At 67.2% G+C, this 20,110-nt stretch carries 18 protein-coding genes and 1 pseudogene; 3 read left to right on the top strand and 16 right to left on the bottom strand.

What is annotated here, in order from left to right:
- Position 1: 1 nt before the first annotated feature.
- From RT051_RS06815 to RT051_RS06800, 4 genes are all read right to left on the bottom strand, one after another.
- Positions 2-1,372 (bottom strand): HlyD family type I secretion periplasmic adaptor subunit, encoded by a 1,371-nt coding sequence (locus RT051_RS06815; protein ID WP_313074082.1) that lies wholly within the window; start codon positions 1,370-1,372, stop codon positions 2-4.
- Positions 1,373-1,663: 291 nt separating this feature from the next.
- Positions 1,664-3,433, bottom strand: a complete 1,770-nt coding sequence (locus RT051_RS06810) for a type I secretion system permease/ATPase (RefSeq protein WP_313074079.1) — start codon at positions 3,431-3,433, stop codon at positions 1,664-1,666.
- 35 nt (positions 3,434-3,468) lie between these two features.
- Positions 3,469-5,250 carry a type I secretion system permease/ATPase gene (locus RT051_RS06805; RefSeq protein ID WP_313074077.1) on the bottom strand — a complete coding sequence of 594 codons (1,782 nt, stop codon included), beginning with the start codon at positions 5,248-5,250 and terminating at the stop codon, positions 3,469-3,471.
- Entirely contained in the window at positions 5,247-5,858 is a 612-nt protein-coding gene (locus RT051_RS06800) for a hypothetical protein (RefSeq protein WP_313074074.1), read from the bottom strand. Before RT051_RS06800 ends, RT051_RS06805 begins: the two co-directional genes overlap by 4 nt.
- A gap of 187 nt (positions 5,859-6,045) precedes the next feature.
- On the opposite strand from RT051_RS06800, the gene RT051_RS06795 reads away from it, so the two are divergent.
- Positions 6,046-7,683, top strand: coding sequence for a hypothetical protein (locus tag RT051_RS06795; RefSeq protein WP_313074071.1), 1,638 nt, complete (start codon positions 6,046-6,048; stop codon positions 7,681-7,683).
- Here the strand turns inward: RT051_RS06795 and RT051_RS06790 are convergent.
- The 6 genes from RT051_RS06790 to RT051_RS06765 form a co-directional block, all read right to left on the bottom strand.
- Positions 7,670-8,041, bottom strand: coding sequence for an SMR family transporter (locus RT051_RS06790; RefSeq protein WP_313074068.1), 372 nt, complete (start codon positions 8,039-8,041; stop codon positions 7,670-7,672). The two genes, RT051_RS06795 and RT051_RS06790, sit on opposite strands and share 14 nt — an antisense overlap.
- Before the next feature lie 14 nt (positions 8,042-8,055).
- Positions 8,056-8,469, bottom strand: coding sequence for a divergent PAP2 family protein (locus RT051_RS06785; protein WP_313074065.1), 414 nt, complete (start codon positions 8,467-8,469; stop codon positions 8,056-8,058).
- A 16-nt stretch (positions 8,470-8,485) separates the two neighbouring features.
- Positions 8,486-9,364: a decaprenyl-phosphate phosphoribosyltransferase gene (locus tag RT051_RS06780; RefSeq protein ID WP_313074063.1), complete on the bottom strand. Its 879-nt coding sequence runs from the start codon at positions 9,362-9,364 to the stop codon at positions 8,486-8,488.
- Between the two features lie 75 nt (positions 9,365-9,439).
- Positions 9,440-10,120, bottom strand: a complete 681-nt coding sequence (locus RT051_RS06775) for an RloB family protein (RefSeq protein WP_313074060.1) — start codon at positions 10,118-10,120, stop codon at positions 9,440-9,442.
- Positions 10,120-11,388 (bottom strand): ATP-binding protein, encoded by a 1,269-nt coding sequence (locus RT051_RS06770; protein ID WP_313074057.1) that lies wholly within the window; start codon positions 11,386-11,388, stop codon positions 10,120-10,122. Before RT051_RS06770 ends, RT051_RS06775 begins: the two co-directional genes overlap by 1 nt.
- An 87-nt stretch (positions 11,389-11,475) precedes the next feature.
- The gene (locus tag RT051_RS06765) at positions 11,476-11,724 is read right to left on the bottom strand and encodes a tyrosine-type recombinase/integrase (RefSeq protein ID WP_313074053.1); all 249 of its coding nucleotides are present in this window, start codon (positions 11,722-11,724) and stop codon (positions 11,476-11,478) included.
- 49 nt (positions 11,725-11,773) lie between these two features.
- On the opposite strand from RT051_RS06765, the gene RT051_RS06760 reads away from it, so the two are divergent.
- The gene (locus RT051_RS06760; RefSeq protein ID WP_313074050.1) at positions 11,774-12,007 is read left to right on the top strand and encodes a type II toxin-antitoxin system RelB/DinJ family antitoxin; all 234 of its coding nucleotides are present in this window, start codon (positions 11,774-11,776) and stop codon (positions 12,005-12,007) included.
- A 2-nt stretch (positions 12,008-12,009) separates the two neighbouring features.
- Positions 12,010-12,282 (top strand): annotated as a pseudogene (locus RT051_RS06755) (type II toxin-antitoxin system YafQ family toxin); the annotation flags it as partial.
- A gap of 59 nt (positions 12,283-12,341) precedes the next feature.
- On the opposite strand, the gene RT051_RS06750 reads toward RT051_RS06755, so the two are convergent.
- The 6 genes from RT051_RS06750 to RT051_RS06725 all read right to left on the bottom strand — a co-directional run bounded on the left by RT051_RS06750 (position 12,342) and on the right by RT051_RS06725 (position 19,965).
- Positions 12,342-13,463 (bottom strand): transposase, encoded by a 1,122-nt coding sequence (locus tag RT051_RS06750; protein WP_313074048.1) that lies wholly within the window; start codon positions 13,461-13,463, stop codon positions 12,342-12,344.
- A complete protein-coding gene (locus RT051_RS06745) occupies positions 13,460-13,750 on the bottom strand; it encodes a DUF2442 domain-containing protein (protein WP_313074045.1) in 291 nt (96 codons plus the stop codon). The genes RT051_RS06750 and RT051_RS06745 overlap by 4 nt, the downstream gene beginning before the upstream one ends.
- Positions 13,751-13,811: 61 nt before the next feature.
- The gene (locus tag RT051_RS06740) at positions 13,812-13,967 is read right to left on the bottom strand and encodes a DUF4160 domain-containing protein (protein ID WP_313074041.1); all 156 of its coding nucleotides are present in this window, start codon (positions 13,965-13,967) and stop codon (positions 13,812-13,814) included.
- A 266-nt stretch (positions 13,968-14,233) separates the two neighbouring features.
- Positions 14,234-15,781 carry a class I SAM-dependent methyltransferase gene (locus RT051_RS06735; RefSeq protein WP_313074039.1) on the bottom strand — a complete coding sequence of 516 codons (1,548 nt, stop codon included), beginning with the start codon at positions 15,779-15,781 and terminating at the stop codon, positions 14,234-14,236.
- A 156-nt stretch (positions 15,782-15,937) separates the two neighbouring features.
- Positions 15,938-18,391 (bottom strand): hypothetical protein, encoded by a 2,454-nt coding sequence (locus RT051_RS06730; RefSeq protein ID WP_313074038.1) that lies wholly within the window; start codon positions 18,389-18,391, stop codon positions 15,938-15,940.
- 278 nt (positions 18,392-18,669) lie between these two features.
- On the bottom strand, positions 18,670-19,965 hold the full coding sequence (locus RT051_RS06725; RefSeq protein WP_313074036.1) for a tetratricopeptide repeat protein: 1,296 nt from the start codon (positions 19,963-19,965) through the stop codon (positions 18,670-18,672).
- Positions 19,966-20,110: the final 145 nt, after the last annotated feature.

The raw sequence follows: 20,110 nt of genomic DNA, 5'->3' as shown, positions 1-20,110 counted from the left end.
GTCACTCCTCCTTCATCGATGCCGACATGCGCTTGAGCAGCGGGTGCAGCAGATAGGTCAGCAGCGAGCGCTCGCCGGTTTTGAACACCACCTCCACCGGCATGCCCGGCTGCAGCTGGCGCTTGCCCAGGGTCTTCATGCCCTCGGGCGTGAGCTGCACGCGCGCCAGGTAGTAGGTGGCGCCCGTCTGCGGCTCGGTCAGCAGGTCGCCCGAGACCGACACCACCTTGCCCTGCACCACCAGCTGCGGCGAGTGGGCGAACGAGTTGAAGCGCACGTCCACCGGCAGCCCGGCGTGCACGCGGTCGATCAGGTGCGGGGCGACGTGCGCCTCCAGCAGCAGGTCCTCGTTGCCGGGCACGATGTCCATGATCTTCTGGCCGGGCTGCACCACGCCGCCCACGGTCTGCACCGCCAGGCCCACCACCTGGCCATCGACCGGCGCCTTAATCTCGATGCGCCGCAGGTCGTCCGACACCGCCTTGAACTTCTGCTCCTCGGCCAGCACCTCGCGGTCCACGTCGGCCAGCTGCGTCTCCACCTCGCGGCGGTACTCGGCCTGGCGCGACGTGGCGCGCTGGCGCAGCTCGCCGATGGTGCGCTGGGCGCGGATGGTATTGCCCTGCAGGTCGGCGATCGACGTGTTGATGTCGGCCACCGTGCGCTCCAGCTCCAGCTGGCGGTTGCGCGGCGCGTAGCCCTCGGCCACCAGGCCGCGCAGGTTGGACAGCTCCTCGCGCACCAGCGACAGCTGGCTCTGGCGGCTGCCCAGCATGCTGGCGTACGACGTCAGCAGCCCCTGCTGGCCCTGGATGCTCTCCTCGATGGACTGCAGGTCCGAGCGCAGCAGGCTGCGCCGCGTCTGGAACAGTTGCTCCTGGTTCATCATCTGCTGGCGGATCAGCGGGTCGGAGGCGGCTTTTTCCAGGTCGGGGTGGAAGCGGACCTTGCCCGCGCCCGACTGCTCGGCCATCAGCCGGCCCTGCATGGCGCGCAGGCCCAGGTAGCGCTGGCGCACCGACTCATGGTTGGCGCGCACCACGGCCTCGTCCAGGCGGATCAGCGGGTCGCCCTCGCGCACCTGCTGGCCCTCGCGCACCAGCACCTCCTTGACGATGCCGCCCGACAGGTGCTGCACCGCCTTGCGCTTGGTGTCGATGGCGACCACGCCCTGCCCGGGCACGCCCTCGTCCAGCGGCGCAAAGGCCGCCCACAGCAGGAAGCCGCCAAAGCCGATGGCCAGCGCCAGCAGGCCGATGCGCCCGGCGCGGCGGGCCTCGGCGGCAGCGGGGGGGGCGGCGGGCGCGTCGCCGGGGCGGGCCGTCGGCGTGCCGGGCGCGGGGCGGGGGGAAGGAAGGGAGGGGGTAGCCATGTCAGTGTGTGCCAAGCGAAGGGGTTCGGGGGCGCGGGAAGGAGAAGGAAGGGTGCAAATGCGCGATCGGCCTGCATGCACTCCCTCTCCCGCGTGCGGGAGAGGGCGGGGGTGAGGGTGTCTGCTGCTGGCTCATGGCGGGTGCCGTGCTTGCATGCCCCCTCACCCCTGCCCTCTCCCCCGAGGGGGCGAGGGAGCCGCCAGGGAAATCACCATGAAAACCAGGCCTAGCCCTTGCCAGCAAAGGGCATGCAGCTATCAAAACAAAATCAGCCATGGCGCCTTCCGCCCTCACGCCGCCTGCGGCGCCACCGTGACGGCGCCGCCCTGCCCGCCCGCCGGGGCGGCCTGCTGTGATCCTTGAGCCTGCCGCGCCTGGCGCTCCCGCAGCGCGGCCAGCACCTCGTCGCGCGGGCCGTCGGCCTGCACCGTGCCGTTTTGCAGCAGCAGCAGGCGGTCGGCCACCGCCAGAATGCCCGGGCGGTGGGTGATCAGCACCACCGTGCAGCCGCGCTCCTTGAGCTGGTGCACGGCGCGCACCAGGGCCTGCTCGCCCGCGTCGTCCAGGTTGGCGTTGGGCTCGTCCAGTACCACCAGCACGGGGTTGCCGTAGATGGCGCGCGCCAGGCCGATGCGCTGGCGCTGGCCGCCCGACAGCAGGCCGCCGGCCTCGCCCATGGGCGTGTCGTAGCCCTTGGGGAAGCGCAGGATCATCTCGTGCAGCCCGGCGCCGCGGGCGGCGGCGATGACCTTGTCCGAGTCCACCTCGCCCAGGCGGGCGATGTTCTCGGCGATGCTGCCCTCGAACAGCTCCACGTCCTGCGGCAGGTAGCCGATGTGCGGGCCCAGCTCGGTGCGGTCCCAGCCCGACAGGGGCAGGCCGTCGAGCAGCACCTCGCCCGCCGCGCCCGGCCAGATGCCGACCATGCAGCGCGCCAGCGTCGATTTGCCCGAGCCCGAAGGGCCCAGCACCACCGTCACCGTGCCCGCGGCCACCGCCGTGCTCACGCCCTTGAGGATGGGCTCGGCGCGGCCCGGCGCGCTGGCCACCACACCTTTCAGCACCAGCGTGCCCTGCGGCGCCACGCGCGACAGCGCCGGGTCGCGCTCGGGGTGCTCGCGCAGCAGCGCCTCCAGGCGCCCGAAGGCCAGGCGCGCGCCGATGTACTGGCGCCAGGTGGCCACCAGCATGTCGATGGGCGCCAGCGCCCGCGTCATCAGCACGTTGGAGGCGATCATGCCGCCGGGCGAGAGCTGCCCCTCGATGACCAGCAGCGCCCCCGCGCCCAGCGCCAGCGACTGTTGCGAATAGCGGATGAACTTGCTCCAGGCGTTGATGCGGTGCGCCAGCGACTGCGACGCCGACTGCAGCGCCAGCGTGCCCTCGTGGCGGCGCTGCCAGTGCGCGCGCAGGCTGTGCACCATGCCCATGGATTCGAGCACCTCGGCATTGCGCAGCTTGGCCTGCAGGAAGGCGCCCGTCTCGCCCGCCGCGCGCGTGGCGGCCTCGGCCGGCGCCACCGTGTGGCGGTGCCCGAACCAGGCCAGCGCCGCCTGCACCAGCGAGAAGAAAATCGCCATCCAGCCCAGCATGGGGTGCAGGAAGAACAGCACCGCCACGTAGATCGGCGCCCAGGGCGCGTCGAAGAAGGCGAAGATGCCCTGGCCGGTCAGGAACTGGCGAATCTGGATCAGGTCGCCAAACGAGCGCGCCGGGCCGCTGCCCTCCTGGTTCAGGTAGGACTCGAAGCTGGCGTTGAACACCCGCGTGCCCAGCAGCGCGTCGAGCCGCACGCCCGAGCGCACCAGCACGCGCGAGCGCATCCACTCCGAGAACGCCATCACGCCGAACAAAAACAGCGTGATCAGCGACATGGCCAGCAGCGTCAGCTCGCTCCTGCTCATCAGCACCCGGTCATAGACCTGCAGCATGTACAGCGTGGGCGAGAGCATGAGCACGTTGGCCACCATGCTGAAGATGCCCACCATGATGAATTCGCGGCGGAAGCCCCACAGCACCTGCGTCAGTTCGCTGCGGGAGAAGAAACCGGGTTTGCTCATAAAAAAGCGTCTTTCGTTGCGTGCCTCGGGGCGCCTCAGGCAGCGGCCGCCTGCAGCCTCTGCGGGGCCAGGGCCGCGGCCGGCGGCTGCTGCGCCGGGGCCTGCTGGGCCTGTTGGGCCTGCGCCTGCTGCGCCGCCTTGTTCAGCGCCGCCAGCACCTCGTCGCGCGGGCCGAAGGCCTGCATCTGGCCGGCCTGCAGCACCAGCATCTTGTCGGCCACGGCCAGCACGCTGGTGCGATGCGTCATGATCACGAAGGTCGTGCCGCGCGCCTTCATGGCCAGGATGGCGCGCGCCAGGGCCGCGTCGCCCTCGTCGTCCAGGCTGGAGTTGGGCTCGTCGAGCACCACGAACACCGGGTCGCCGTAGAGCGCGCGCGCCAGGCCCACGCGCTGGCGCTGCCCGCCCGACAGGCGCGCCCCGCCCTGCCCCACCGGGCTGTCATAGCCCTGGGGCAGCGAGAGGATGAACTCGTGCAGGCCCACGGCGCGCGCGGCCGCCTCCACCTTGTGCATCTCCACCTCGCCAAAGCGCGCGATGTTCTCGGCCACCGTGCCGTCGAACAGTTCCACGCCCTGCGGCAGATAGCCCACGTGCGGGCCCAGCTCGCCCTTGTTCCAGGTGAAGACGTCGGCGCCGTCCAGGCGCACCTTGCCCACCATGGCCGGCCACAGGCCCATCAGCAGGCGCGCCAGCGTGGTCTTGCCCGAAGCAGATGGCCCGACCACCGCCAGCACCTCGCCGGGATCGAGGGAGAAGGCCACGCCGCGCAGGATCTGCGCGCCGTTGCCGGGCGCGCCGGCCACGACCTGCTCGACCTGCAGCGCGCCGCGCGGCGCCGGCAGCGGCATGCCATCGGCCTGCGCCGGCACGGCGGCAAGCAGCTGGTCCAGCCGGCCCCAGGCGTCGCGCGCGTTGACCACCGTCTGCCACTGCGTCACCGCCTGCACCAGCGGCGCCACCACGCGCCCGCCGAAGACCGAGGCCATGATCATCATGACGTCGCCGCCGTTGAGCGTGCCGTGCAGCAGCAGCCAGCAGCCCAGGCCCAGCAGGCCCGAGCTGAGTGTGGTCTGCAGGAATTTGGACAGCGCCTGGTAGCCCCCCGCGCTCTCGGACGCCCGGGCCTGCAGGTTCAGAAATTCGCGCTGCTTGTCCATCCAGCGCGCATGCACGTCGCGCAGCATGCCCATGGACTCGATCACCTGGGCGTTGCGCAGCGAGCCGTCGGCGTACTGCTGCGCGGCGATGGCGCTGCGGTTGGCCTGCATCAGGGGCGGCTTGGTGGCGCGCTCATTGAGCCACGCCACCAGCGTGATCACGCAGGCAAAGCCGATGGCCGCCCAGCCCAGCGCCGGGTTGATGAGAAACAGCAGCACCAGCATGACGACGGACACGGGCGACTCCATCACGCCCAGCAGCACGGGCGAATACAGGAATTCGCGCACCTGGCGGAAGTCGTTGAGCGGCTGCTGCGTGCCCCCGGGGATGCGGCGCAGGTTGGCATCGAAGATGGCGCGAAAGACCCGCCCGCGCAGGCGCTCGTCCAGCGCCACGCTGGCCGCGCGCATCATCTCGCTGCGTGCCCATTCCAGCAGCTCCATGAGCACGTACACGCCCAGGATCAAGAGGGTCAGCATCCACAGCGTGGTGTGGCTGCGGCTGTTCACCACCCGGCCATAGACCTCCAGCATATAGCCCGAGGGCGCCAGCACCAGCAGGCTCGACAGCAGGCTGAACCAGCCCGCGCGCACGAAGTACGGCCGCAGCGTGGCCAGGGCGGCGCGCAGCTCGGAAGGGTTCTTCTCAGGGGTCATGTCGCTTCTTCAACCATCACGTATTCGGGGATTTCCGCGTCCGCCTCGGTCACCGGCTGAGCCGCGCCCGGCTCGGGTGCCTGCTGGTCCACGAACACGAAGGACAGGCCAAAGCGCCCCTCGTCCGTGCGCGCCAGCACGATCTCGCGCAGCCTGTGCGTCTGGAATAGCGCCTCGTCCTCGGCCTTGAGCGCCAGCTGGAAGCGCATGCGCCCGTCCAGCGTGAACATCGACAACTGCCCGCCCTTCAGGCTGAGCGTGTGGCGATCGAAGTACACCGGGCAGGTGTCGGCAAAGCGCAGCAGCGGCAGCGGCCGCTCGCCCAGGCGCGAGAGGTGAAACGGGCTGCCCAGATGCTGGAAGATGACGCGGCAGGTGCGCGAGACGGAATAGATGGCGTTGCACACCATCTGCGAGCCCATTTCAGGAAACTGCTCGCGCAGCTGCCGGTAGGCCAGGTGGTGCAGGGCCACGCGGTTCCAGACGCGCGTCTGCTGCACCAGGGGCGCCAGCGCGTTGCACACCTGCGCGAAGCCCTGCTGCAGCGCCAGCAGGCGCGCGGCCTGCTCGGGCGTGGTGTCGAGGGGGATGCGCAGAACGGCGGACATGGGGGGCGGAGTGTAGCAACCTCCTATATGAAGTTCATATAAGGAGACAAAAAAACTTGCGCCACAACAACAGGGGCCCGGCGTGAACCACGCTGCGGCGCCTCCCGGATTCCTAGAATGGCGGGCTTTGCCGCAGCTGCCCGCCGGCGACCCCACCTGCCTTCGGGCATCACCGAGATTTCCGCCGATGCCCCCTTACCGCAGCCTTGTCCTTCAGACGCTGGCGCTGTCCCTGGCGGCGGGTGCCTTGTCAATGGCGCTGACGGGATTCTTCTTTGGCATCGGCAACAACGTCTTCCACATCCCCTACGTGCTGGGCCTGGCGCAGGCGCCACAGTTCGCGGGCGACGCGTTCTACCAGTCGCTGGACAAGTTCACCTCCATCGTCTGGCCCCTGCTGCGGCTGGTGAGCACCGAGGCGAACGTCGAGCAGGTGTTCTTCCTGGCCCAGTGCGCCAGCCGGGTGGCGGCGTTCGCCGCCGTCATCGTGCTTGCGCGCGCACTCGGGCTGGTGCAATGGATGGCGCTGGCGCTGCTGTGCGCGGTGCTGGCGCTCAGCCCCTGGATGCAGCTGGTCTCGGTGGTAGGCGGGCATGGGATGCTGATCCCGTACTTCACCCATTCCGAGCTGACTTGGCCGCTGGTCTTCCTGCTGGTGGCGTTCCTGCTGCGGCGCCAGGCCGTGCGCGCCGCCGCCGCGTGCGGCGTGGCGTTCTGCGTGAACGCCTTCGTGGGTCTGTGGTTGCTGTGGCTGGCCTTCGTGTGGGGGCTGCTCGCCCGGCCGGCGCTGGCGCCGCGCCGTTGGGCGCTGGCAGCGCTGGCCTTTGCCCTGACGGCGCTGCCAGCGCTGGCGTGGGTGGCCTGGTCGGTGGGGAGCGACCCGGCAGCCGCCTTCGACTACCGCGCATACATCCGCTCCTATTACCCGGAGCATTTTCTGATCGAAGCCGCGCCACCCTCGGCACTGCTGGCCCTCGTTGCCCTGGGCGCCAGCGCCTGGCTGGCCGCACAGGCGTTGCCCGGGCGCGCAGCACTGCGCCACCTGTTGCTGGGCCTGCTGCTGTTGCTGCTGGCGGGCGCGGCCCTGCCCTATGTGCTGAACCAGCGCTTCGTCTTCAACCTGCACCTGCTGCGCGCCGCCGGATTGCTGCAGGCCCTGGCCGTGGTGCTGGCGGCCTGCGCCAGCGCGGCCCGCGTGCTGCAGGGTCAGGACGCGCGGCTGCGGCTGCTGGGCGCGGCCACGCTGGCGCTATTGGCGCTGGGCCCAGCAACGGCAGCCATGGCGTGGCTGTTGCTCGCCCTGCTGGCCTGCGCGCAGCTGCTGGAGACAGGCGCCCTGCCCTGGCCGCGCCTGCCGCCGTGGTGTGCCGCGCCAGCCGCCTGGCTGCCACCGCTCCTGCTGGGCGGCCTGCTGGCCTCCGCAGGCTGGCAGCTGCAGGCGCGGGCACCCCGCTTCCCGCTGCTGTACGACCAGGAATGGGTGGACATGGCCTCCTGGGTGCGCCAGAGCGATCTGCGCGGCGTGTTCCTGCTGCCGCTGCACGAGCCCGACGCGGCCTACTTCCAATTGCTGGCGCGCCGGCCGGTGTGGGTGGAGCCCAAGCAGGGCGCGGCGGTGATGTGGCAGCCCTCGTTCCATGCGCAGTGGCGCCGGCGCATGGACGAAGTGCAGGCACTGGAGTCGTCCCCCGAGGCGCTGCTGGCCTACGCGCGCGCGCAGGGCATCGCCCACGTGCTGCTGGCCCGCGGCGACGGGGCCTGCCCGGCGGGCGCGCGCATGGTGCGCGCGTGGCCGCGGCACGTGCTGTGCGCTAGCGCACCATGACGAACACGCCGGCGACGATCAGCGCCATGCCCAGAAGCTGGGCGGGCTGCAAGGATTCCCCCAGAAAGTACCAGGCGGCAGCTGCATTGAGCAGGTAGCCCAGCGACAGCAGCGGGTAGGCGATGCTGACCGGCACCTTGAACAGCGCCGCCACCCAGATGCCGAAACTGACGACGTAGCAGGCCAGCCCGGCCAGCAGCTGAGGCTGCAGGCCCAGCCGCAGCGCATTGGCCCAGAGCTGCCCCGCGCCGCCCCAGTGCAGCACGCCGATGGCATTGGTGCCCGCCTTGAGCAGCAGCTGCGCCAGCGTGTTGAGCAGCACGGCGACGAGGATCAGGATCAGGCTGGACGTGTTCATGGGCCGGGAAAGCATCAGAGGGCCTGCACCAGCGCCGCCACGGCGGCGCCGGTGGCCATGCCGGCCAGCGCCTCCGCCCGGCTGTGGCCGATGCGCTCGCGCAGCGGCGCCGGGGCACCGGGCCGGCGCGCCTGCAGCTGGTTCAGGCGCTGCGCGTGCAGGCCGATCTGGCGCCGCAGGCTGGTGGCGTCGAGCAGCACGATGAAGGCCGTGGACAGCGCCACGCCAAAAGCCGGATGGCCCACGCCCTCGCGCAGCCCGATGAGCACCGCCATGCTGGTGACGATGGCGGCGTGGTTGCTGGGCATGCCGCCATAGCCGATGAGATCGAACGCCCAGCGCCGCGCGCGCAGGCTGTTGATGAGGAACTTCAGAGTGCCGCAAACCAGCCAGGCCAGCGCGGGGGTGACGAGATAGGCATAGCTCATGGTGGTGGCAACCTCGTCAAACGGGCCACAGGGCCCACAAACAGACCGCCACCCACAGCAGCACGGTCAGCAGCAGGGGCACGTCGGCCAGCAGCACATCGGTGGGAGACTCGCCCCCTTCGAGCGACTCGACGACGAACCAGTAGCGGAACATGCCGAACAGCACGATGGGCACCGTCAGCACCAGCGCCGGGCGCGCGGAGACGACGAACATGCTGTAGGACAGCAGGGCGCCGGTGGCGGACATCTCGGCATAGCGGTCCACCAGCGCCACCGTGTAGTGGCGCAGCACCTTGCGCCCTTCGTCGCCCACCTGCGCCAGCTCCTGGCGCCGCTTGATCGACGCCAGGTACAGCGCCAGGCACAGGGTGGAGATGAACATCCAGGCCGACACCTGCACCTGCAGGCCCATGGCGCCCGCCTGCACGCGCAGCACGAAACCCAGGGCGATGACGAAGATGTCCACCACGGGCTGGTGCTTGAGCGCCAGGCTGTAGGCCAGGTTGAGCAGCAGGTAGGCCAGCATCACGGCAACCGCCTGCGGCACCCACAGCGCGCCCAGTGCCAGCAGCGCGTAGAGGCCGCCCAGAACCAGCGCCGCCAGGGGCTTGCCCACCAGCCCCGAGGCCAGCGGGCGCGTGCGCGACTTGACCGGGTGCCGGCGGTCGCGCTCGATGTCGCACCAGTCGTTGACGATGTAGGCGGCGGACGAGGCGACGCAGAACAGCAGGGTGACCAGCAGCCCCTGGCCCAGCTGGTGCGGGTCGAGGAACTGGCCGGAGAACACCAGCGGCGCGAGCACGAAGGCGTTTTTCACCCACTGCCGGGGGCGCAGCAGGCGCACGAGGGCGGCCATGCGCAGGCGGGCATCGGATACGGAAGGTGCTTGTGTCATGGTTCCTGGCGATGGGCTGCTGCCGGTTTCACCAACACCGGCAGCAGCCTGATGGCGGGCCTGAGTCACAGCCGGTCATTTTTCTGGACGCAGCCGGGTCAGCAAGTCCACCAAATCAACGATCGCAGTGAACGGCTCAGGCGCGGAACGGGCATCGAACCTGGCCGCCAGCGCTTGGGCGCGTCGCGTGGCCACGGACAGGTGCTGCCGGGTGCTGCTGAAGGCATGCCTAGCACCTTTCTCATACCCAGGAATGGCAATTTTCAGGCGGCGCATCACGTCATCGCGATGGATGGGAGCCTGAATGTTTTCATAGTGCAGCAAAAGCCAAAGCTCGAAGCTCGGCACTGAGGCGACCGCCTGAAACCGTACAAACTGCTTGTTGTCATTCTTCAGCTTGCCATCCAGCGACTCAGCCATCTCCAACGCCTCAAAGTAACTGTCGTGATCGTCGCGGTCAAAGACGGCGTACACCTGCTCGAACGCGCGTGGCTGGATGCTCTTGTGCATGTTGCCGAACTCGAACAATTCCCTGGCATACCGCACGACCTGGGCGGGCGCTGTTCCAAGCTCGCTGGATCGAACTTCGACATTGGCCGTGTGCAACCGGTAGGTCTGCCGGATCTCGCCGAAATAATGGGGCTCGGTCTTGCTGCCTTCCGACACGATCAGGATACGGTCGTGGCTGGCGCGCCGCGCCAGCTTGCGTTCAAGCTGCTGACGCTGGCGCACTTTCGGGGAATTGTCGCGCGCCATCAGCGCTGCTCCCCCAGCCTGGAGTCGAGGAAAGGGATGCCTCCATAGCGCCCCATCAGATAGCCACGCTCCAGGGCCTCGTTCTTGCGCGGGCTGAATTCCGACAGGCTTACCAGCTCCGAAGTCTGATCATGGTCTTTCTCCACGAACCAGACCTGGTCCCTGCGGAACAGGTCCGGGGCATCCAGCAGCGACGTATCGTGGGTGGTGAAAATCAGTTGCGCTCCGCCAATATTGATTTCAGGGCGGTGAAAAAGCCGCACAAGCTCGCGCACCAGCAAGGTATGCAGACTGGTGTCCAGTTCGTCGATCACCAACGTCAGCCCCTTGCGCAGGATGTCCAGCACCGGACCGGCGAGAAACAGCAGATTTCTTGTCCCGTGTGATTCATCGAGCAGGTCAAAGACGGCTTGGCCTTGACCGGTCACGTGCGAGAACCGCAGTTGACGCTCCTCGATCTCCTCGCTGCGCACCTCGGTCTTGCCAGCGACCAGGTCGAGATGCACGGCCTGCCCTGGCACCTTGCGTGTCACCACTTCGATGTCGGAGATGCTGATGTCGGCAGCCGAGAGGAAGTCACAGATCTGACGGCGGCCGTCGGCCTGCTGCAGCATCTGGATGGAAAAATCCGGACTCAGCTTCTCCTGCTCATTGAAGATGACCAGCCCCTGTACGAACCAATCGAAGACCGGACGCAGCGCATCGCTGTTGAGCTGAACGGCCATGGAAAGAAACAACGCATTGGGGCGCGTCGCCTTGACCCAGAGGCTTTTCGAGCCTTTGAGACCAGCACCGAACTCATAAACATCCTTGCCCGCCTGAGCGTCGTAGTGGCGTTCATACCAGCGCTGAGGCTTGAAAGCCTTGTAGACCAGCAGGTGCTCGCTGACGATACGCTGCGATGTCATCGAAAAACCGTACTGGTACCGGACCCCGCCAAGAATGAAGGTCACCTCGAAGGCCGTGGGCTCGCTGGCTGACCGTGCATCAAGCCGAAACGGCTGCACGGCAAAGGTCTGGCCGGGCTGTATGACGATCGCCGACTCTGCAACAACGCCGCGCATGTACTGAAGCGCCTTGACCAAATTGGACTTGCCGCTGGCATTGGCGCCGTAGATGACCGCACTGCGCAGCACGCCCGGAGCGGCCTGAAGGCCCGTGCGCACCACGTGCGTGTCCTGCAGCGTCTTGTCCCTGGAGGCGACAAGGCTAAGCCTCTGCTCGTCACGCAGGGAGCGGAAGTTCGCCACTCTGAATTCAACAAGCATCCTTCCCCTCCAACCCAAAAATATCCGGCATTTTTGCATGTGAAATGCAAAAAAATCAATTATTTCACACCCCCTGGGAAGACTCCCTCACCAACCCACCCGCACCGCCTCCACCGCCTCCACCGCCTCCCGCAGCCGCTCGCGGCTCAGGTGCGCGTAGCGGCTGGTCGTGCGGATGTCGGCGTGGCCCAGCAGCTCCTGCACTTCATACAGGCTGCGCCCGGCGTTGACCAGGAAGCTGGCAAAGCTGTGGCGCAGCTTTGTCGCTTGGTACGAAATCGGGTGTTCCTTCCTGTCCCTTCCTGTCCCTATCCCTTCCTTCTCCAAAGCCCACATCAAAGCTACGATGTAGCTACAATGTAGACCTTAAAATCAAGGAGATGCCATGCTTACTGCTGACGTTCGCTCCCGCGTGGAGCCCGAGCTCAAGCGCGAGGCGGCGGCTGTGCTCAAGGCTTCTGGCCTGGACCTGAGCACTGCCATCCGTCTTTTTTTGCGCAGCGTCGTGGAGCAAGGCGGCTTGCCCATGGAGCTGCCCCGCCCCAACGCTGACACCCTGGCGGCCATTCGTGAAGCCAAGACGGGAGAGACGACGCCTGTCTCCCTGGCAGACTTCTGAGCGTGGTCCGTGCCCTGGAAGAGACCAGCCAGTTCAAGCGCGACAAGAAACGCATCAAGGGTTCCGGGCGCCACGATTGGGAGAAGATGCGGGCAGTCGTCGTGGAGCTGATGAACGACCGGCCGCTGGCGCCCAAGCACCGTGACCATGACCTCGTGGGCGACTACGCCGGGGTGCGCGAGTGCCACGTCACACCCGATTGGCTGCTCATCTATGACAAAGAGGGGCCACTCGCCACGGGTTCGGTCAAGCTCATCCGCACCGGCTCGCACAGCGAACTGTTTGACGATGCTGGGCAGGCCCGGCCTGGGCTGTGCCGCAGGGTTGATGTGTCTCAAGCCGCCGCCCGGCCCTTGTCGCAGTCTGGCTGCCGCTGCAACACCCGCCGCGCCAGCGCCATGCCGCGCAGTGCCCGGCATTGGCGCGCTGCCGCCAGCTGCACCAGGCTGGCCGGCGTGCCCACCGCGTGGGCGAACGTGCGAAAAAATGTGTCCGCACAGGCAATGAAGGCTTCGGCATCCATGCCCAGGCGCTGCAGGATGGGCGGCGCCTGCACGCTGATGGCGCCGCACTTGGCCGGGTGCACGCAGCGGCCCACGCTGTCCACCAGCTCCAGGTATTCCTGCAGGCCAAAGGGCACGGCCTGGATGAAGCGGGCGGTGGGGTCAAAGGGCATCAGGGGCGCCTCAGGCAGCGCGGCCAATGCGGCTTCGGGCAGCAGGCGGGGCATTGCGGCGGCGCCCTGCTTTGCCTGCGTTGGCGTCGTGGCGGGCACGGTCGGCGCCGCCATGGGAACGAACGCCTCGCCGCGCAGCTCGGCCAGGCGGGCGGCAATCGAGGTGTGGGCACTGCCCTCAAGGTCCTCGGCCATGCCGGCGCGCACCGGGTTCAGATCGACGTAGGCCATCACGGCCAGCAGGGCCTGCTCGTCCAGCAGCGCCTGGCTCTTGAAGCGCCCCTCCCAGAAGCGCCCGCGCACGCCATCCTCGGCATTGGCCTGACGGGCGATGGATTCATTGAGCACGCGCATGTACCACGACAGGTCGTGCAGCCGCGCGCGGTAGGTGGCGGCCAGCTCCTGCACCTGGGCCAGTTGCGCCTGGCCCATCAATGCGCGCTGGGCGGGCTGCAGGTAGTGCTGCACCAGGAGCGGCCCGGTGAACAATTGCGTCCAGCGGCGCAGCACCTCGTCGTCGTCCCAGCCCTGGGCGCGTGGCGCGTCCACGCGCACGACGATGTGGTAGTGGTTGCTCATCACCGCGTAGGCGGCCACGTCGATGGCAAAGACGGAGGCGAGCTCTCGGATGCGCGTCTCCACCCAGGCGCGGCGGTGCTCGAAGCTGCAGCCCGAGTGCGCATCGTGCCCGCACAGGAAGGCGCGGCGCACGCAGCGATTGACGACGTGGTACCAGGGGGTGTCGGACAACGACACCAGGGCCGAGCGTGGGCGGGTCATGCTGGGTTGGCCGGCAGGTGAGCGGGTAAAGCACCCTGAGGCGCACGGGCACCGCGCAACAACCCTTCGGTGCTCAGATCCTCATCAATGTCGGGCCAATGGATTCCGTAGCCCCCTCCAGCCAGCTCCCAATGGTTGCGCTGCTGTGGCGTGGCATTGGCCAGTCGTGGGAACCAAGCCAGGGGCACCGCGATGCTGCGCCCATCCATCAGCTCAACCACCAGCCGAGCGTCCTCCACCACCACATGCGCGGCGCGCACATCGGCGTCAGGTGCCAAAAAATTCATGCCATGCCTCCTTCAACGAAGATTGGTGGGCGCTCACAAGGCGCTGAATTTTGCCCAACTCCTAGGCGGAAAAGCCACTGCTGCGAGCAACTGCCGTGTCGTGCAGCCAGACCTTGGCGCTGCACGCGCCCTTGTCGACATGGACGTGTGGTGGCTCGTTGGGCTCATGGCTATAGAAGTAGAGACGAAAGCCATCAATGCGCAGGATGGTTGGCACTTTTCTCTTGTTTCCGAGCGTGAGCGAGTCCTGACCAGCAGGACGTCGCCGAGTCGATAGGCCTGAAGCGTGTGTGCAAGGCTTCAAGGGAAGGCGCGTGGAGAACAGTATGCCAGACGTCGGGTTTTATGTGAATAAAAGTGGGTGTCCTTTTATTATTGAATAAAAGTGGGCGTCCTTTTATTGTTTAAAAAGATAAAAATAAGTGTCCTTTTATTTGCACGAAAATTACCTACCTGCGAGTTCGCCATGCACTGCATGGGTATTCACCCAACTACTTGCAACGCCTTGAGCACTGGCAGCTGACCGCTGGCGAACGCTTGTGCCTGCGCCGTCAATTCAGCCAAGTTGTCTTCCTCCGTTTCAAGGGGCCGGCCTTCCTTGATGATGCGTTGGCCTTGCACAGCGAGAGCCTGCCAAGCGTATTGGGCCCACTCCTGTGGCCGCTTGTGGCCCAGCTCGCGCGCCAACAGAAAAAGTTGCTGGAAGCGGGGCACTACTACGCCTCCGCCGGTCACGGGGCTGGCCAGGTTGACTACCTCGCCGCTGAACAACGAGCGATCGCACAAGTGGCGGTTCAATGCCCGGCAACGCACGCGCACGCTGCGCTCGGCATCCTCCGGCTGGCAGGGAGCAGCAGCCTCCATGCCCACGAGCACGGTCAGCGCCTGGAGCAGTTGCGGCCAACCCATCTGAGGCAATTGGCCCGCCAGCTTGCGCAGGGGCTTGGGCGCACCCGCGTCCGCCGCGAGCGCTTGTACAAGCGGCTGGTATATCGCCTCCTGCAAGGCAGCCTCACCCAGCGCCCCAGTCACCTTCATGGAGACATCCCCTGCGGGGCGCATCAGAACGAAACGTGTACTCAACAGCTCCTCGCGTTGCTGCGCCGGCGACAAGCGGATGGCGCCACGCAGGAACAGATCCTTTCTGAACTGCTGGTTCACGAAATAATCACGTGCCTGCTCGCGCAAGAGGGGGTGTTGAATATTTTTCAGAAAGCCTTGCGCCTGGGCCTCCAGGTTCAGCGCATCCACTGTATCCAGAGGCACCGCCGTGCAGGCCCACTCCAGCTTGGCGGGTTCCAGAGCGTCCACCACATCAGTGAAATACATGCAGTTCCACTCACGATTGAAATATTCGTGAGCGAGATATTGCGGGTTCTGCTTGGCAATGTTTTCAAGGCGCTCAGTCAGATGCGGTGCGAGCCGCAAATAATTGGGCTTGGCCGCCAGCAAGGCCTCAGAAAATTGCAAGGCTGCTTGCACCCGGGCGTTCGTCTCATGGGGGGCAATGCCGAAACGGTCGTGCAAGGCGAACAGCTGGCGCAAGGGATAAGCAGGTGCCCACCCAGGAAAGCAGTTATAACTGACGTAGAGCACTCCACCCGGCTTCAGTTGCCGGCGGGCGAATTCAACAATGGTCCTGTGATTGTCACGGCTCACCCAGGTCCAAATGCCGTGGAGGCTGATGCTGTCGAATAGGGGCAGGTCCCCGCGTCCGAGGAGCTGTTCGAAACTGTCATCCAGCAGCAGCGCCCCACTGTCCGCGGCCTGGGCCAATTGCCGGGCATGGGCAGCGTGGGCGGGGTTGAAATCCGTCCCGATATAGTGGCCCGGGTTGGCAGCCGCGTGAATATTGAGCGAGACCCCTTGCCCAAAGCCCAGCTCGCAATGCGCTGCGCCCGCGCCCCTGACAGGCACCGCGAAACCTCGCAGCAGCAGGGCAAACCGCTGGAATACCGGATTGATTTCCCGGTAATAGCCATAGGTGTAGCCTGCGTCGGTGAAATAGCCTTGGCTCCAAGAATTGCTCATGGGAATGTCGAGAAATGGGCTGGGAATGGCGCCGCCGGATGAAAGGCGCGCTTGGGAGCGCTACCCCTCAACCGAGCGGCAATGGGGCAAAAAAAGGGGGCATTCGCCCCCTTTTTGCTTTAATGCCAGGCGCTTAGCGCCCGGCTTTGATCGAAATCAGGCCACCAGCAGGAAGTTCGATGCCTGCAGCGCGCCCACTTCAACACCGTTGAAGGTGCCGACGAGGTTGATTTCGCCAGCAGCAACGGCCGTATCAGCGCCCGAGTTGAAGTGATACAGGTAGGCATTGCCGGCCTGGTAGGCGACGATGTAGCCGGTGTCGCCATTGGCCGTTGCGGTCAGGGCGCCGACAGCATTCAGCAGCGCGCCGCCGGTGCCATCGGCCGCCAGCGTGTTGCCCGACAGGCTGAACGACAGCTCCAGCAGGTCATTCGTGTTGTTGAACACGATATTGCCGGTGTTGGAGTTGGCTTCCTGGATGGCGATGGTAGCGCCAGCAGCGGTGCCAGCCTTGGTGTCACCCACGGCCAGACGGATCACGTCCCCCGAGGCGCCAGCGTCGAAGCCGGTGATCACGTCGCGGTTAGCGGCCAGAAGGATGCCCGACAGGTCCACATGGTCGCCGCCCACGCCCTTGGTGGCGCTCAGGTCAATCTGGTCGATGCCGGCAGCGCCAGAAACGAGGTTCTTGCCGGTACCGGTCACGATCACGTCCGCGCCGGCCGAGCCGGTCACTGCCAGAGCGCCCGTCAGCTTCCCAGCCTGCAGATTCACTGCATTGGTGAAGCTGGTGATCTGCGTATTAGCATCGCCCGTCAGGTTAAACGTCGCATTGGCGGCATTGGTCACGACACCAACATTGTTGAAGTCGGCGGCGACCACAGCGTTGGTGAAATTGACCACTGCATCCGTGGTGCCGGTGGAGGACAGGTTGACCGTCAGAGCGCTGCCCGTGTTCAGGGTGCCAACGTCGGCATCGTCAAATGCTGTCACGCTGGTCTTGGACTTGCCTTCCAGCGCCAGGTTCAGCGTGGTGTTGCTGCCTGCCAGGGTGAAGGTCGCATTGCCAGTGTTAGCCGTGCCGAAGGCGTAGGTCTTGGAGGAGACGGCTCCGGTGACCGCGTCATCCCCGGCCGTCTGGAACACGAACTTGCCGATGCCGGCGTTGGTCAGCGTGGCGTTGTTGAACGCCGCACCGCCAGTAGTGAACTCCAGCACCTGGACATTCTTGGCAGCGTTGACCGCCTTGAGCTGTTCGTTGGTGCCTGCGCTGATGTCGGAGCCTTCGATCACCAGGGTATTGGTGCCTGCGCCCAGGTCCACCGAATCCTTGGTGGTGAAGCCGAGGGCTCCTGCGAAGGTCACGCGGTCATCGCCAGCGCCCGTCATCACCTTGACGTCGCCGCCGTTGGCGAAGCCCACGTTGATGGCGCCGGTGGCTGCGGAAGCATCGAACGAGGCCACCGTGTTGGCCAAAGCGTTGTCGATGCGCACGGAGCCTTCGCCTTCCACGCTGACGTTCTTGAGCGCCGACGTCGTGTTGACCAGGCTGGCAAAGCGGTTCGTACCCTCTGCGTCAATCTTGACGGTTTCGATGCCATTCAGCGTGATGGTGCCTGCCGCTGCAGCAGCGGCGCCATAGCTGTTCAGCTCCAGGTTCTGCGCATCATTGATGCCCGCCACGGTCGCGGCGTTGTACGTCAGGGTGACGTTGCCGGCCGCCTGGTTGGAGATCTCCAGGTCGGTGATCGCGCCGATCTGGCCGAAGGTCACGTCATTGGTGCCACCAGTGGCCGCCAGCGCCTGGATGCCAACGGCGTTGGGCAGGTTGATGGTGGTTGCACCGCCCACCGATGTGACTTCCACACGCTCGACGTTCTGGATCACCGCGCTTGCAGTGCTGGAGCCCGTCACGCGCAGGGTATCGTTACCGCCGCGGCCGTCAATGAAGTCGCCGTTGAGCGAATTAGGGGTTGCCAAGTACAAATCGTTGCTGGCCGTGCCGTTGGTGTCGATGGCCGGTGCCATAGCGCCGGGACCGTCCACGTTATTGGTGAGCGTGAAAATCTTGCCACTAGCGCTGGCTGCCGCCTCGATGGCCTCACCGACGGATGCTTCGTCCTGCGTGACCTTGGCGATCAGCTGGCTCAGGGCGTTCAGGTCGGTCATGTTGACCAGCAGCTCTTCCGTGACGTACTCGGCCACGGTGACCTTGTTTTCCAGCATCTTGGCGGTGCCGCCCCACTCGGCATCATCTTCAGCCTTGTTGGAGAGGTTCTGGAAGATCTGGTAGACCACGTCGCCCTTGGACCAGCCGGCATTCAGCGCGGCGGCCACGTCGGCCTTGGCGGCCGACTTGGCGGCGTCAGTGGCGCTGGCGCCCACCACGTTCTCGATCAGACGGTCGGCGAATTGTTCGTTCGTCAGGAACTTGGGGTACTTCGCCTCGAACTGGGGCTTGTCAGCGTAGACGTTGACGATTTGCTGGCTGGTCATGCCGGCGCCGTAGGCGTCGTCCAGCTGGTTCATGTACTCAACGCCGGGGGCGGCGCCGAAAGCGACGATGAAGAACTTGTAGGCGTCGTTCTTCTGTTCTTGGGTCATTGCCATGTGAGAGCTCCTGATGAAATGAAGGATATCCAACCACCCGCTTCGCGCGGCAGGCAGTCGAGGGATGATTCTCCGGGCGGCGCACGCATGCACCAAGCGCGTTTGGTGATGGCCGTCACACCTCTTTGCCGAAGCGCGGAGGAACAAGGTGGCGGCCCGCGGGGCCCGGAGCCTCAGCGGCGCATTATGGCGTGGCCGGTCAGGCCGGATGTGGGTTTCGCTTACATCCGTTGTAGGAAAACACGCCGCGCTGGCACCCGTTTGCCCTGGGTCAGCGGCTACCAGCCGCGCTGCCAGCTCAGCGCCACGCCGTGGTCGCTGGAGTCGAACAGCGCCAGGTTGCTGCGCCGGCGCGACACATAGGCGCTGGCCGCCCACTGCCCGCCCAGCCAGGGCGTAGCCCACTGGTGCTGCAGCGCCAGGTAGCCCGAGGCGATGGCGCGCGCCGCGCCATGGCGCAGCAGGGGGCTGTAGCCCCGCAGGTCGCGTTGCGCGTCGAGCTGGGCGTGCAGCTGCCAGCCGGGCGCCCAGCTCCACTGGGCCTGGGCGCCGGCGCGCAGGGTGCCGGGGGCGGCGCCCAGGGCGTGCTCCCATTCGGCCCAGCCGTCCACCCGCAGGGGCGCGGCGCCCAGCGTGAGGGCGCCCAGGCCGCGCTGGGCGCGCAGCGCCAAGCCCCGGCGCGCGCCCTGGGCCTCGCTGAACAGCGCCAGGCTGTAGAGGGTGGCGCCCCCCGGCGCCGCGCCGCCCTGCCCGGCCGCGTTGCGCGGCGACAACAGCAGGCCGGCGCTGTGGCGGCGCGCGCCGTCCAGGCCCTGCTGGCTCGACAGGTTCCAGTACAGGCCGGCGGCCGCGTGCAACGGGGCGGCCAGGGCCAGGCGGGCGCCGGCGTGGGCGCCGTCCGCGCCGGTGCCCTGCGCGCTGGCCAGCAGCTCCAGGCCGCCGGCCCAGCGCTGGTGCAGCAGCACGCTGGCCAGCGCGGCGGGCCGGGGGCGGTCAGCCAGGGGCAGCTCGACGCTGCCGCCCGGCAGCGTGAGGACGAGGGTTTCGGCGCGCGGGCGCGCCAGCGGGTTGCGACTGTGGCCCAGGCTCCAGACGATCTGGCCGCTGCTGCCGTCGCCCGGGGCGCCGGCGCGGGCCAGGGCCGCGTCCTGCACGGGGGATGGCTGGCTGCCCGACTGCAGCAGGGCCTGCAGGCGCTGGCGGTGCGCGGCGCTGGTGCGCTCGTCGTCGCGCAGCGCGGCGATCAGCGCCTGGGCGCTGGCGGGCTTGTCGCGCGCGGCCAGCACCATCGCCAGCTGCAGCATGGCCTGGGCGTCGTTGGGGTGCAGCATGAGGATGCGTTCGAGCAGCAGCTCGGCCTGCAGCCACTGGCCTTGCTCGAGCGCGGCGCGGGCCTGGGCGTGCAGGTGGCAGGGGTCTTCGCTGGCCGTGTCGATGGCGGCGGGGGTGGCGGGGCAGTCGGCTTCGGGGGGCGCGGGGGCGGCGGCGAGGCTGGGGGGGGTGAAGGCCAGGGCGGCGCAGGCGAGTGTGATCTGGAGCCAGAGGGAGGTGGAGGCAGGGGGGCGCCCCCTCACCCCGGCCCTCTCCCCCGAAGGGGCGAGGGAGGAAGAAAAAGGGGCGCGGGGCCTTGTCGGGCCTGGGCTTTCAGCTATCAAAATTTTTACCAGGGCGGCCAACGGCGCTGGAAGGGCCGGGCCGCGCTGGCGGGGCGCATGGGCG

Origin of the sequence: Melaminivora sp., from assembly GCF_032059615.1 — a bacterium.
Lineage (GTDB): Bacteria > Pseudomonadota > Gammaproteobacteria > Burkholderiales > Burkholderiaceae_C > Melaminivora.
The sequence above is the reverse complement of the archived record's forward strand: the minus strand, read 5'-3'. Positions and strand labels throughout refer to the sequence as shown.

What these genes read in the sequence shown, in the direction of transcription:
- RT051_RS06815 (WP_313074082.1), bottom strand. Translation starts at nt 1,372, where the DNA reads ATGGCTACCCCCTCCCTTCCTTCCCCCCGCCCCGCGCCCGGCACGCCG.
- RT051_RS06810 (WP_313074079.1), bottom strand. Translation starts at nt 3,433, where the DNA reads ATGAGCAAACCCGGTTTCTTCTCCCGCAGCGAACTGACGCAGGTGCTG.
- RT051_RS06805 (WP_313074077.1), bottom strand. Translation starts at nt 5,250, where the DNA reads ATGACCCCTGAGAAGAACCCTTCCGAGCTGCGCGCCGCCCTGGCCACG.
- RT051_RS06800 (WP_313074074.1), bottom strand. Translation starts at nt 5,858, where the DNA reads ATGTCCGCCGTTCTGCGCATCCCCCTCGACACCACGCCCGAGCAGGCC.
- RT051_RS06795 (WP_313074071.1), top strand. Translation starts at nt 6,046, where the DNA reads ATGCCCCCTTACCGCAGCCTTGTCCTTCAGACGCTGGCGCTGTCCCTG.
- RT051_RS06790 (WP_313074068.1), bottom strand. Translation starts at nt 8,041, where the DNA reads ATGAACACGTCCAGCCTGATCCTGATCCTCGTCGCCGTGCTGCTCAAC.
- RT051_RS06785 (WP_313074065.1), bottom strand. Translation starts at nt 8,469, where the DNA reads ATGAGCTATGCCTATCTCGTCACCCCCGCGCTGGCCTGGCTGGTTTGC.
- RT051_RS06780 (WP_313074063.1), bottom strand. Translation starts at nt 9,364, where the DNA reads ATGACACAAGCACCTTCCGTATCCGATGCCCGCCTGCGCATGGCCGCC.
- RT051_RS06775 (WP_313074060.1), bottom strand. Translation starts at nt 10,120, where the DNA reads ATGGCGCGCGACAATTCCCCGAAAGTGCGCCAGCGTCAGCAGCTTGAA.
- RT051_RS06770 (WP_313074057.1), bottom strand. Translation starts at nt 11,388, where the DNA reads ATGCTTGTTGAATTCAGAGTGGCGAACTTCCGCTCCCTGCGTGACGAG.
- RT051_RS06765 (WP_313074053.1), bottom strand. Translation starts at nt 11,724, where the DNA reads ATGTGGGCTTTGGAGAAGGAAGGGATAGGGACAGGAAGGGACAGGAAG.
- RT051_RS06760 (WP_313074050.1), top strand. Translation starts at nt 11,774, where the DNA reads ATGCTTACTGCTGACGTTCGCTCCCGCGTGGAGCCCGAGCTCAAGCGC.
- RT051_RS06750 (WP_313074048.1), bottom strand. Translation starts at nt 13,463, where the DNA reads ATGACCCGCCCACGCTCGGCCCTGGTGTCGTTGTCCGACACCCCCTGG.
- RT051_RS06745 (WP_313074045.1), bottom strand. Translation starts at nt 13,750, where the DNA reads ATGAATTTTTTGGCACCTGACGCCGATGTGCGCGCCGCGCATGTGGTG.
- RT051_RS06735 (WP_313074039.1), bottom strand. Translation starts at nt 15,781, where the DNA reads ATGAGCAATTCTTGGAGCCAAGGCTATTTCACCGACGCAGGCTACACC.
- RT051_RS06730 (WP_313074038.1), bottom strand. Translation starts at nt 18,391, where the DNA reads ATGGCAATGACCCAAGAACAGAAGAACGACGCCTACAAGTTCTTCATC.